The organism is Mesorhizobium sp. M7A.F.Ca.US.011.01.1.1 (genome assembly GCF_003998295.1).
Classification (GTDB): Bacteria; Pseudomonadota; Alphaproteobacteria; order Rhizobiales; family Rhizobiaceae; genus Mesorhizobium.
This window is the reverse complement of sequence record NZ_RZRT01000098.1, coordinates 1-11,722: the sequence shown is the minus strand read 5'-3', so window position 1 is coordinate 11,722 and position 11,722 is coordinate 1. Positions and strand designations below refer to the sequence as shown.

The 11,722-nt window shown below is 61.6% G+C and carries 16 protein-coding genes and 1 riboswitch; of the genes, 13 read left to right on the top strand and 3 right to left on the bottom strand.

Features of this window, described 5'->3' with window-relative positions:
• The 5 genes from EOA13_RS35410 to EOA13_RS35390 form a co-directional block, all read left to right on the top strand.
• The coding region (locus EOA13_RS35410) for an IS3 family transposase (protein ID WP_164780078.1) at positions 1–193 on the top strand (193 nt) is incomplete at its 5' end.
• A 350-nt stretch (positions 194–543) separates the two neighbouring features.
• On the top strand, positions 544–966 hold the full coding sequence (locus EOA13_RS35405; protein ID WP_127297820.1) for a hypothetical protein: 423 nt from the start codon (positions 544–546) through the stop codon (positions 964–966).
• The gene (locus tag EOA13_RS35400; protein ID WP_245490578.1) at positions 959–1,381 is read left to right on the top strand and encodes a hypothetical protein; all 423 of its coding nucleotides are present in this window, start codon (positions 959–961) and stop codon (positions 1,379–1,381) included. The genes EOA13_RS35405 and EOA13_RS35400 overlap by 8 nt, the downstream gene beginning before the upstream one ends.
• Positions 1,368–1,562 (top strand): hypothetical protein, encoded by a 195-nt coding sequence (locus EOA13_RS38425; RefSeq protein WP_206535353.1) that lies wholly within the window; start codon positions 1,368–1,370, stop codon positions 1,560–1,562. The genes EOA13_RS35400 and EOA13_RS38425 overlap by 14 nt, the downstream gene beginning before the upstream one ends.
• A 361-nt stretch (positions 1,563–1,923) precedes the next feature.
• Positions 1,924–2,238, top strand: coding sequence for a hypothetical protein (locus tag EOA13_RS35390; protein ID WP_127297818.1), 315 nt, complete (start codon positions 1,924–1,926; stop codon positions 2,236–2,238).
• Positions 2,239–2,324: 86 nt separating this feature from the next.
• On the opposite strand, the gene EOA13_RS35385 is transcribed toward EOA13_RS35390, so the two are convergent.
• Together EOA13_RS35385 and EOA13_RS38190 are read right to left on the bottom strand one after the other, a co-directional pair.
• A complete protein-coding gene (locus EOA13_RS35385; protein ID WP_127297817.1) occupies positions 2,325–3,032 on the bottom strand; it encodes a hypothetical protein in 708 nt (235 codons plus the stop codon).
• A 39-nt stretch (positions 3,033–3,071) separates the two neighbouring features.
• Complete coding sequence (locus tag EOA13_RS38190) at positions 3,072–3,242, bottom strand: hypothetical protein (RefSeq protein WP_164780552.1); 171 nt, start codon at positions 3,240–3,242, stop codon at positions 3,072–3,074.
• An 89-nt stretch (positions 3,243–3,331) separates the two neighbouring features.
• Here EOA13_RS38190 and EOA13_RS35380 point away from each other — a divergent pair, with 89 nt between their 5' ends.
• The 3 genes from EOA13_RS35380 (at position 3,332) to EOA13_RS35370 (ending at position 6,940) form a co-directional block, all read left to right on the top strand.
• Complete coding sequence (locus EOA13_RS35380; RefSeq protein ID WP_127297816.1) at positions 3,332–4,876, top strand: glycosyltransferase family 39 protein; 1,545 nt, start codon at positions 3,332–3,334, stop codon at positions 4,874–4,876.
• A 132-nt stretch (positions 4,877–5,008) separates the two neighbouring features.
• Positions 5,009–5,527, top strand: coding sequence for a peptide-methionine (S)-S-oxide reductase MsrA (gene msrA / locus EOA13_RS35375; protein ID WP_127297815.1), 519 nt, complete (start codon positions 5,009–5,011; stop codon positions 5,525–5,527).
• 381 nt (positions 5,528–5,908) lie between these two features.
• A complete protein-coding gene (locus tag EOA13_RS35370) occupies positions 5,909–6,940 on the top strand; it encodes a formyltransferase family protein (RefSeq protein ID WP_127297814.1) in 1,032 nt (343 codons plus the stop codon).
• A gap of 45 nt (positions 6,941–6,985) precedes the next feature.
• Here the strand turns inward: EOA13_RS35370 and EOA13_RS35365 are convergent, their stop codons facing one another.
• Positions 6,986–7,306 (bottom strand): hypothetical protein, encoded by a 321-nt coding sequence (locus EOA13_RS35365; RefSeq protein WP_023814068.1) that lies wholly within the window; start codon positions 7,304–7,306, stop codon positions 6,986–6,988.
• Between the two features lie 194 nt (positions 7,307–7,500).
• Positions 7,501–7,614, top strand: a riboswitch (TPP riboswitch).
• Between EOA13_RS35365 and EOA13_RS35360 the strand changes: the two genes are divergently transcribed.
• From EOA13_RS35360 to EOA13_RS35340, 5 genes are all read left to right on the top strand, one after another.
• Positions 7,605–8,213 carry a YkoF family thiamine/hydroxymethylpyrimidine-binding protein gene (locus tag EOA13_RS35360; protein WP_127297813.1) on the top strand — a complete coding sequence of 203 codons (609 nt, stop codon included), beginning with the start codon at positions 7,605–7,607 and terminating at the stop codon, positions 8,211–8,213. (Overlaps the previous riboswitch by 10 nt.)
• A gap of 104 nt (positions 8,214–8,317) precedes the next feature.
• Positions 8,318–9,070 (top strand): ABC transporter permease, encoded by a 753-nt coding sequence (locus EOA13_RS35355; protein WP_127297812.1) that lies wholly within the window; start codon positions 8,318–8,320, stop codon positions 9,068–9,070.
• Entirely contained in the window at positions 9,067–9,834 is a 768-nt protein-coding gene (locus EOA13_RS35350) for an ABC transporter ATP-binding protein (protein ID WP_127297811.1), read from the top strand. The genes EOA13_RS35355 and EOA13_RS35350 overlap by 4 nt, the downstream gene beginning before the upstream one ends.
• Positions 9,827–10,846: an ABC transporter substrate-binding protein gene (locus tag EOA13_RS35345; protein WP_127297810.1), complete on the top strand. Its 1,020-nt coding sequence runs from the start codon at positions 9,827–9,829 to the stop codon at positions 10,844–10,846. The genes EOA13_RS35350 and EOA13_RS35345 overlap by 8 nt, the downstream gene beginning before the upstream one ends.
• 234 nt (positions 10,847–11,080) lie before the next feature.
• On the top strand, positions 11,081–11,569 hold the full coding sequence (locus EOA13_RS35340) for an isoprenylcysteine carboxylmethyltransferase family protein (protein ID WP_245490577.1): 489 nt from the start codon (positions 11,081–11,083) through the stop codon (positions 11,567–11,569).
• Positions 11,570–11,722 lie beyond the last annotated feature (153 nt).

The window sequence follows — 11,722 nt, the reverse complement described above, 5'->3', positions numbered from 1 at the left end:
ACCTATCGAGAGCTTCTTCGCAACACTCAAATCCGAGCTCTTCTACCCCAATACCTTCGAGAACGTTCAGAGCCTCAAGGCCAGCATCGAGGATTACATCCACTACTACAATCATGATCGCATCAAACTGAAACTGAAAGGGCTGAGCCCTGTGCAATACAGAACCCAGCCCTTAAATCTGCCGGCACCTTAAACTGTCCAACTTTAAGGGGTCAGTTCACCGAGGCGGGTTTTTTGTTTCTGCCCCTTCGTTACGATCAAGGCTCCGGTCAGGCAAGCTTCGTGACGATGACGGCCAGCGATGCCAATCTGCCTTCGCTCAGGCTGCGGATGTAGTTCCGGACTAGGAATTTTTTCTCAGAAAACGGTTGACGGGGTGAGTGCAGCTATGCTACATTTTTGTCCATGGTGCTGAGTTGCGCCAACGACCCGCCCCTGAGGCGGGTTTTTTGTTGCTGGGCTAGACATGTCGGCAGGACAGAGGGGGCGCCAAGGAATGCCATCCTTCGCCCGATGACTCATTTCGCAATCCGAGAGACACCCATGACCCGCTACGCCACCATCATCACCGATGCTGACGGCCAGGAAATCGTCAGCGCGATCGGCGAATTCGAAGGCATTGCGCCGCAGCCACGCCTGGGGCGTCTCGAGGAGGTCGCGCCCGGCGTAAAGATCGGCATGGTGCGGGACGAGGCTGGCGAGTTCGGGTTCTCGCAGGCCGGCATCGCCGGGCACCTTGTCGGTCTGGTCATGGCGCGTCTCAGGGCGCGGGCCGGTCTGGCAAGGCCTGCCCCGGCGGCGAAGCCTGCCGACGCGGCAAAGCCAAAGCGCGTCCAGGGAGCCAAGAAGCGCACCAGGAAGAAATCCGCTCGTTCAAAGAAACCGGCCAGCCGGGCCGGATCGATGCCGAAGGCCGGCATTTCCGCTGCCGATGCCAACGCCGTGGATGGGCACGTCCGTGACTGACAAGACCGCCGCCGGGCCAACGCGCCGCAAGCCGGCAAAGCGCAACCCCGCCGCCAAAGCGGCCGCGCAAAAGCCGCGCCGCAAGCGCGCCAAGAAAACACTGGGCGACGATTTCCTGGCCGCCGTGCGCGCCGATTTCCGCACACATGGCGCCGGCGTCATCGCCGAGGTGCGGGCCGACAAGCCGGACCAGTATCTGAAGATCGTGCTGTCGGTGCTGCCCAAGGATTTCGATGCCAAGATCAACCAAATGGACGGCCTGAGCGATGACGAGATCCGCAGCCGCATCCGCGCCCTCGAGGCGGTCGTCAGGCCGTTCCTCGAAGAGCCCGGTGATGTCCGTGAAGATGGAATATCTGGCGCTGCTGGCCGAACTGGACAGACGGCGCCGGACCAATCAATTGGCGGCCTATAAACCGTACCTGACGCTGCCGGCGGTTTCCTACGCCAGGATCGCCGGCCTGCCGATGCCCGATCCCGCCGACGACACCACCACGCTGGCGGCCGCCTTCCTGATCGGCGTCTGCGCCATGTGGATTTCGGACGTGCTGTTCGAGTTTGTGGTGCGGAGATTCAAGCCGGGGGTGGAGGAGTAGCTATTGGCACCGCGTCGTCTGTTGGCTACTGCCTGACGGAATTGCCGAGGCAGGCGATCTGGCGCGGCGCTGCTCTCATTTCCAGAAACGACCGCTGCCCGCTTCGGCTCACGCCGGGGCGGCTTTTTTGTATTTCCGATCGGCCATTGCTGAGCGGCATTCGATCTGACCGGTCTCGTCATCGCCCGTTGTCACAAGCAAGTTAATCATGTCGGTTATGCATAATGATTATTGTTAATTTTTGATTGATGCACCGAAACTAGATAAAGACTTGAGCGGATGAAGTGTTCATATATTGTTAAACAAGAGGTAGACCACAGAAGACGGAAGCCATCTCCATCATCAAACGGGAGTAGCTTTCATGAACAAGTTCACTGTTATTTTAGCCGCTGTTGCAGTTGCATCGTCCGTTGGAGCCGCCGAGGCAGGTTGTGGGTGCGGCGGTTCGGGCGGCTGGGGAGGCAATTCGGGCAGCCTGATCAATGTTTCGCCATCCATCGACCTTGGCAAGATCACCGCGCTGAACGACGTGCTCAGCGGCAACAACATCCTGAGCGGCAATGTCGTCTCAGGCATTCTGAACGGCAACAAGACCAACATCGTCGGTGGCGTTCTGAGCGGGCTCGGCGTCAACCTGCTGGGCGGCAACAGCTACAGGCTGGGCAAGCGCCACTAGTTCGGCGCTGCATTCCAATCATCGAAGACAACCCAAAATAGCCCGTTCCGGTTCGCCGGGCGGGCTATTTTCGCGTGTCGGGCCGATCAAGCGAGGATGTTGACCGCGCGTGCCGCGACCAGCGCGATGGTCAGCAGCGAGATCATGGCCTCGGCCATCATCAGCAGCTTGGCGCGCTGGGAGAGTGGCAAGGTATCGGTGGGCGAAAATGCGGTCGCATTGGTGAAGGCGAGGAAGAAATAATCGACGAAGCCGGGCAGCCAATCTCGAAGCTCACGGTCGTTCAACGTCATCTGCGCGAACAGGAAATCGGCCTGTGCGAGCTTGACGAGGCCGCAGGTCGGCGGACCGCCGCGGTCGGTGCTCCAGAACCACAAGGCAAACACGATGAGGTTGGTAACCCAGATGTTGAGTGCGTCGATCAGCAGCGTCGTACCGCTACTGCCGGCATGGCCCTCCAGCAAGGCACGCACCAGCAGGACCAGCGAACCGCAATTCATGATGCTGATGATGGCGGTCATGGTCAGGGCTGCTCTGCGGATCATGACCCGAAACTGGCCGATCGCATGCCACTCGTGGTCCTCGACCGCCCTTCGGGTGGCGGCCTGTGTCCAGGCGGTGGCCACCGACAAGGGCAGCAGCAGGGCCGCCTCCAGCGCTGGCGCCAGCCAGCGCGGCCCGAATGAGAGATTGTTGATGACCAGAAGCTGCAGGCAGATGATGACGAGAACGGCCGCACGGGCCATCCAGAAATCGAGCGCACGGTAATGAATGACGGCATGGTGGTGGCGCATTTTTCAAATCCTGGATGCTTTTTTGGGGACGGGAGCCGGTCAGGCGTAGGCGACACCTGCCGCGATCACGCCCAAGGCGCCATGCCCGGCATGTTCAGGGTGCTGCGGGATAGCGTGTTCCATTGTTGTCTTGCTGGCATATGATGACGGGAGAGGCGGCATGGTGGCGCGAAATTCTGCCTCAATCTTGGTTTTGCCATGGTCGGCCAAGTATACATTTTCGTAAGCTTCAAGTTCTGGGCTGTTCGTAAAACCGTCCGGTGTGATTTATCCACCGCATGACGCGAATCGACGAACCCATGAACGGTTGGCTGCCGGTCGGCAGTTCTGTTCCAGGCGACTGGCGGCAGTCGTCGATCTGGCCGGGGCTGACGCGCTATCCAGAAGCCGGTCTGGCGCTGTTATGCCTGACGCAGATCCTGTGCTGGACCGTGGTTCCGGCGCTTGTCGATGCCGCCCCGCCCGGCGATGTCGTCGAGAGCTTCATGTGGGGCCGCGAATGGGTGCTTTTGACCTACAAGCATCCGCAGCTCCCCGGCTGGCTGCTCGAGATCAGCCATCTTCTGACCGGATCGTTCCGCTGGCCGCAATATCTGCTCGCCCAGCTTGTCGTCTCGGCGACCTTCGTCTTCGTCTACCTGCTGGCCCGCGACATGCTCGGGAGAACCCGCGGGCTGGCCGCCGTGCTTTTGATGCCGTCATTGTATTTCTTCGGCTGGCCGACACCGCAGTTCAATCATGATTACGCGCAGATGCCCTTCTGGGCCGCAATCTGCTGGCTGCTGTGGCGTGCGGGCCGTGGCGGTGGGCCGGGCTGGTGGCTGGCGCTCGGACTGGTGTCGGGCGTCGGGCTCTATGCCAAGTTTTCCACCGGGTTGCTGTTGCTCTTCGGGGCGATCTGGCTGTTGTCGGACACACGGGCACGCAATCGGCTCGCCACGCCCTGGCCCTGGCTTGGGCTCGCGGTTTTCCTCGCCGTCGCCGCGCCGCTGGCCGTCCAGCTCTACCGCATCGATTTCCTGCCGCTGACCTATGTCGCCGGCCGCGATGAATGGGTGTTGGTCCACCGCGCCCGCCTTTACTATATCGGTGTCCAAATGGCGGGGCTCTGCGGCTTATTGCTGGTGCTGGCGATATCGGGGCTGTTGCGGCGTTCGCCCGCGCCGGAACAGCCCATCGAGCGCGGCGCGCTGGCCTATCTCGTGTGGATGGGGCTTGGTCCGGCGGTGCTTGTCATGGTGGCTTCGCTGTTCACCGGCGCCGGCGAGGCGTGGGGCGCGCCGATGTACAATCTGGTCGGCGTTGTGGCGCTCGCCTTGCTGGGTCATCGGCTCGGCGCCGTCGAACTGCGACGGCTGGCGATCTGCGCGTTCGCCTGCATCCTCGGCATGTCCGGTGCCTATGCGGGCATCCGCTGGACGAGTTGCAATTTGCGCGGGCGCATGGATGCCGTCTGCTGGCCAGCGCGGCAGATTTCGGACGAAGCCGAGGCGGTCTGGCACGCGGCGGTGCCCGGTCGGCTCGACATCGTCGGCGGCGATACCCGCATCGCGTTGCTGGCGGGCCTCAACGCCTATGACAAGCCGTCGATCTTCACCGACCTCGACATGCGGCTCGCCCCCTGGATCACCAGCCAGCGGCTGCGCGATCACGGCATGCTCCTGGTCTGGCCCGGGAGCGGCGTGCCACCTCGGCTGCTGGCGTGGCTGGGCAACATCCCGGTCAAGACCGTTCTTTTCGACTGGTCGCTCAGGGCACCACCGGTGGCGATCAGCTTTGCCGCCATTCCGCCTGGCATGAAGCTACCGGGTTTGATCGACAGCCTCGCCCAAACGAGCAACTGAAGTAGATCCACCGCGTCCGCTGGACGAAGCGGGTGACAATGCCCATTTATGGCGAGACCACTTGCTTTTACGCAATTCCAGACGGAAAACCGCTACACACTTTTCCTGGAATTGCTTTTGAGGAGACGTGACATGGCGACTTCGACCGAACGTGCAGTCCTTGCCGGCGGCTGTTTCTGGGGCATGCAGGATTTGATACGGCGCTATCCCGGCGTCATCTCCACCCGCGTCGGCTACAGCGGCGGCGACGTGCCTAACGCCACCTATCGCAACCATGGCAGCCACGCCGAAGCGATCGAGATCAATTTCGATCCGGCCATCATAAGCTATCGCACGCTGCTGGAACGCTTTTTCCAGATCCACGATCCGACGACCCGCAACCGCCAGGGCAACGATGTCGGGACGAGTTATCGCTCGGCGATCTATTACACCAGCGACGAACAGAAGCGCGTCGCCGAGGACACCATCGCCGATGTCGATGCCTCGGGCCTGTGGCCGGGCAAGGTCGTCACCGAAGTCGCACCCGTTGGTCCATTCTGGGAAGCCGAGCCCGAGCATCAGGACTATCTGGAGAAATATCCCAACGGATACACCTGCCACTTCGTCAGGCCAGGCTGGAAGCTGCCGGTTCGCGAGACGGCGGTTTCGTAGATTTGCAACTGCGATTTGCCCTGCATTGCTGCTCGACGGTGTCGTCGAGCAGATCATCGCATCCAAACCTCTTTCAGTCAGCGCGTCTTGTCGCGTCGGCCATTGAGCTTTCATAATGTCCGAGCGCCCTTCGAACACCTTCGTCAACGGCGAATGCGGATGCGGTAGGCAAACACGGTCAGGCGGTTGACAGCCTGCCGTATCGCGGTCCAATTGCGCAGGAAGAGTTGATTTCGGGAGACGGGCCGTGAAAAAAGTTTACGAAAAGCCAGTGTTTGTAAAACGCGAGCGTCTTTCGGTTGTCACTGCCTTGGCATCGCCTTCCACTCAGCCGACCTGACAAGCTCGCCCTGATCTGTCGGCCCGTTTGAGCCGCCGAAGATGAGGCCGATCGAATCGACCGATCACTCGGAGCCGATCACAGCCGTTTTTGTCCTCGATATCTCTAACTATACCGGGCCTCTGCTCGCCGGCTGGCTAGAGGCTGGAAATGCAATTGGCGCGATCATCGTGCCCGGGTTCCGGCGTCGTCCCACCGGTTTCAGCATTGGCAATTTCCGGCGAAGGCTTCAACGCAAGCTGCTGCTCAGGCGGTTTATCGGTAACACGCCTGTCAAGTTGATCGAATTTGGCCGCCCTTACGATTGGAATGCGCTTGGTCGGCAATTGTCTGACGTCCGCGCCGATGTGCTGGTCTGCTACACTTTGCCTGTCTTGATCCCTCAAGAGGTTCTTGGCCATTTTTCCAAAGGCGGGGTCAACCTCCACCCGGCGCTGCTCCCCGACTATCGAGGGCCCCATCCGATCCAGCGCTTGGCCGTGGACGGCCGGTATGCGGCTCATGGCGGCGTCACGCTCCACAAGATGTCCGCCGGTTTTGACGAGGGTGACATTCTCGGGCAGGTGCCGTTTTCCGAAGCTGACTGGACATCGAGAGAAGCCTTGGTCGACAGCACGGCAACCGCTATGCGGATTCTGGTGAGCGAGGCGGTGCCGGCCTACTGCCGGGGGCTGTTGTCAGGAATGCCGCAGCCGAAAGGCGACTTCGTCTGGGCGCGGCTTCAGCCCAGCCACCTGATAATCTCGCCGGCCATGTCGGTCGAGCATGTTGTACGGCTATGGCATGTGCTTGGCCTTCTGCCAGGCATCTATCTTGAAATCGGAACGCGCAAAGTCAGGCTGGGATTCCAGATCAGAAGGCTGGGGCCCTGCACAGGAAAGGCTCCGGTCAGGCGGTGGGGAACAGTGGAATTCGATCTCGCCAACGGTCGGGTCCTGTATTTTACCTACGGTAGAGTGCTCAAACGGCTGCTCAATTCAAAACACCTATTTTCGCGCCCGCCCGCCGGCAAACCCGCTCCAGAAATCCGGCTGTTCGGCAAAGCGAGTGCTGCGGACCAGAGAAACGGATGAAGTCGCTGGGCGATGCCCAGCGGCTTCATCCGTTTGCGACGTAAGTTACTTGCCACAATGATTATCGTTTACCGTTGGCGCCGTCGCGTTACCATCGGCGTCCGGCTGCGCGCCTTGCGGGTTGGTCGGGCAATTCTGATCCGCGTTCGAATTCATGTCCCCTACCGTGCCAGTCGTGCTGTTGGTCGTGCCCGGGTCGACAGTGTCCGGCTCGATCGTATTCGGTGAAGCCGGCGTGTTCGGCTCAACCGTCACCGACTTGCCGCTGCCGCTTCCATTTGCGTTGTTGCTGCCGGCGCTTTGCGCCATGGCTGACGTGGCCAGACCAATGGTGAGAACCGAAGCTGCGAGGATTTTCATGAACATGGTCTGTCTCCATTTCTGTGAAGTCGTCGCTTATTTTCTACGAAAGTGATCGCGTTGCGACTGTGGGGACAACCGGTCGCGGCGGCGAAGGTCCCGACAAAATTCCGCTCAGGGGCACCGTGACTGACGCAATGCTTTTGGCGCAGTGCTCTGAAAAAACGGCTTCCCCTTGAACTCGAATGATGCTTTAAGGCGCACATCCACAGGGGTGCTCCGTACGGTCGGGGCTGAGACGGGGGCGGCAAGCCCACAGACCCTAGAAGCTGATCTGGGTAATACCAGCGGAGCGAGGCGGGCGATGTTTTCAGGCGCACAGATTTCCCTATACCCCATGACCGACGATTTCGTCGGTGTCATTCTTGGCGCGCTCGGTGCGCTCGATCCCTGGCGCGACAAGCTCAGGATCGAGACCGACGACATCTCGACCTTGCTGGTCGGGCCGCCCGAAGTGCTGTTTCCCGCCATGCGCGACCTCTTCGTGGCGGCGGCACGCAGCGGCAAACATTGCGTGTTGTCGGCCACCATCTCGCGCGGGTGCCCTGGCGAGCCGGATGATCCGATCTGCCGCTCCGATGCACTTGGCGGGCCTGTCGGGCCACTCGGCCCGCGCAGGGATGCGGCCATCGCGGCGGTGCGCGGCGCGGCTTCGACTGGCCAGCCGGCGGCAGCGCAGTTCTCGCTCTATGTGATGGGCACCGACGACCATATGGACGAGATCTACGGCTGCATCGATTTTCTCAAGCAGTCGGGCGTTTATGAGCGCTCCAAGCATTTCTGCACGAAATTGCGCGGTGATGCCGGCGCGATCTTTTCGGCGCTGGACGAGGCCTTCTGCCGCTTTGGACCGGGTGCCGGCCACGTAACCCTCGACGTCACGGTCTCGGCCAACAGCCCGTCGGCTGTCTGAAGCTGCCGCCGCTTTTGCGCGGCCGTCAAAGGTTATCTGCCGTGGTCTCATCATCAGTCGCTTCGCGCCCGATCGCGAGCCTTCTTGTCAAGGCAGGACCGGCCATGATCTCGGTCGGGGTGCTCCTGCTGGCGTGGGAGCTTTATGCCACCTATTCCGGCATCAAGCCGACGATACTGCCGGCGCCGTCGCGCGTCTTCGAGCAAGCGCTGCTCAATCGCGAGGCGCTGGTCGACAACGCCGTTCCGACCGTCCGCGCCACGCTGCTTGGCTTTGCTTGTTCGCTCAGTGCCGCCTTTGCGCTGTCGATGCTGGTCGACTTCTTCCAGCCGCTGCGCCGCGCGCTGTTTCCCGTCTTCATCGTCAGCCAGACATTGCCGCTGGTGGCGATCGCGCCGCTGGTGGTGCTGTGGTTCGGCTTCGGACTGGCACCCAAGATCATGCTGGTGGCGCTTGTCACCTTCTTTCCGATGCTGGTGGCGTTGGTCGAGGGTTACGAGTCGACCGAGGCCGAGATCGGCCAGATGCTGCGCGCCATGGGGGCAGGGCGCTGGCGCGTCTTCGTGCTGGCGCGGCTGCCTTCGGCGCTGCCTTACTTCTTTGCTGGCCTGAGGATCTCCATCACCTATGCCGTGGTCGGCGCCATTTTCGCCGAATATGCGGGTGCTGCGAAGGGGCTAGGCATCTATATGCTCAATGCCAAGAACAATTTCCGCCCCGACCTGGTGCTGGCCGCCGTCGGCGTCAGCGCAGCGCTTACACTTGTCCTGTTCGGGTTGACGGTACTGCTGCAGCGGCTTGCCATGCCTTGGGATCACGCCGGCAAGGAAACCGCCGGCAAGGGGCCGTGGCGATGAGCCGGCTCGAATTGCGGCATGTGTGCAAGGCGTTCGGTGGGCTCGACGTGCTGGCCGATATTTCGCTGAGTGTCGGCGCTGGTGAATTCGTCTCGATCCTTGGGCCCTCGGGCGCCGGCAAGTCGACGCTGTTCCAGCTTCTGACCGGCGCCGAGCATGGCGAGGGCGAGATGTTGTTCGACGGCACGCCCCTCGATGACCACGGCAGGCATTTCGCCTTCATGCCGCAACGCGACGCGCTGATGCCGTGGCGGCGCGTCCTCGACAACACGACGCTCGGGCTCGAAGTGCAAGGCATGAGGAGACAGGCGGCGCGGGCGCGCGTTGCGCCGTTGTTTGCCGAATTCGGGCTTGCCGGCTTCGAGCGGCATTTTCCAGCGCAACTGTCCGGCGGTATGCGCCAGCGCGCGGCCTTGCTGCGCACGGTGGTGCAGCAACGCGACATGCTTTTGCTCGACGAGCCGTTCGGCGCGCTCGACGCGCTGACCCGCACGGCCGTGCAGCGCTGGCTGGAACAGATGTGGCGGCATCATCGCTGGACGGCGCTCCTGATCACCCATGACGTGCGCGAAGCCGTGTTCCTGTCCGACCGCATCTATGTGCTGTCGGCGCGCCCGGCCCGCATCGTGCGTGAAATCAAGGTGCCGCTGCCGCGCCCGCGCAGCCTTGGCGGCGATGCCGCGCGCCAGGCAAGTGCGCTCGAGGCCGAGATCCTTGACATCATCCTCAACCCCAATCCATCCAAGGGACACGAACATGACTGAATTGACGCGCCGGCAGGCCTTGTTGCTGACCCTTGCCACCGGCCTTCCGCTCGTTGCCGGATCGGGGCGAGCCCAAGCACAATCGGCACAAAAGGTCACCGTTGCCCTCGACTGGACGGTCAACACCAACCACATCGGACTGTTCGTCGCCCGCGACAAGGGCTTCTATCGCGAGGCCGGGCTCGAGGTCGACATCCTGCCTTACAGCGATACCGGTGCGGGCACGCTGGTTGCAAATCGCGTCGCCGATTTCGGCATCAACGGCACCATCAGCCTGTTCACCCAGAGAACCGCCGGAGCGGACCTGAAGGGCGTTTATGCGGTGGTGCAATCGGAAACCGGCCGCGTGGTCTTCAATGCGGCCCGCAGCGAGATAGTAAGCCCGAGAAACCTCGACGGCCTGACCTATGGCGGCTTCGGCAGCGCCTGGGAAAACGCCCTGATATCGACCATCATCCGCCATGATGGCGGCAAGGGCAATTTCGAGACGGTGACGCTCGGCACCTCAGCCTATGAGGCGCTGGCCAATGGTTCGGTCGATTTCACGCTCGAAGTCTCGACCTGGGAGGGTGTCGAAGCCGAGCTCAAGGGCGTCAAACAACGCAGCTTCGTCTATGCCGATTACGGCGTGTCTGACGAGCATACGACACTGATCTCTTCGAGCGAAGCCTATCTCCAGGCAAACCCCAAGCCTGCGGCAGCCTTTGTCCAGGCGACACGGCGCGGCTACCAGTTCGCGGTCGATCACCTCGAAGATGCGGCAGCCCTGCTGATCGCGGCCAACAAGGATGCGTTGACCAATCCGGCGCTGATCCTCGCCTCGCTGAAGGCGCTGATCGACGGCCATTATCTGCGCAGCCAAAGCGGCGCCATCGGGACGATGGATTCGGCCAAGATGGAAGCGATCGGCGGCTATCTCTTCGCGTCCGGCATTTTGCGTGATGCCGACGGCAAGCTGGTTGCTCAACGCCCGGATTTCGGAAGCTATTTCCGCAACGACTATCTGAGCTAGTCTGGCAAAATCAAATGAAATGGGTCGCCAGTCTTTCTGGGCGACCGCGTGGAGCAGGGTCGTCTGGAAGTGGCGCCCTGGCTCCCCGACAGCCAGTTTAATGCCGATCTGATCTTGGTGATTAACTGCCCGGCAATGGTTGCGTGCAATGCATTGCTCATATCAAAAAGCGAGGCGCTTTCGCACGTCAGTAACGGCAGGATTTTGTCCGCAGCCCGAAAGCGCGGAATCCTGGTGGATTTGCGCGAAGGTTTCTTTCGGATCTGCGCGCCGGCCTTCGCGGGCATGTTCGTCTACCGCGGCGTATATCACTTGATGCTCGACCCGACCCGTCTCAACGTGGCGCTGATGGCGACTTCCGAGATTCTGACTTTTACCTGGCTGCTTCTGTCGCGGCGGCCGCAGGTTCGCGACTGGAACCCGCTCACGGTGGTTGTCTCGGTGATCGCCAGTTTCGGTGTCGGCTTCATCGACCTCGAGCCAGGCGTGGCCATCGTTCCGGTCTATTTCGCGACGCCTCTGCAGGCCCTGGCGTTGGGGTTCGTGATCTGGGGAAAGATATCGCTGGGGCGTTCGTTCGCCATTCTGCCGGGCAATCGCGGCGTGATGACCGGCGGCGCCTACCGCCTGGTGCGGCATCCGATCTATGCCGGCTACCTTGCCGGCCATGTCCTGTTCCTGCTATCGGCCTTTTCCTTCTACAATCTGCCGTCTACGCCGTGATCACCTTCTTCCAGGTGCATCGCATCCTGCGCGAAGAGGCGCTGCTGGCCGCCACGCCGGAGTACCGGGACTATATAAAACGCGTCCACTACAGGCTGTTCTGCGGGATCGTCTGATAAGCGTGCCTGTGGACTGAATCGCTCGGCCTGCAAT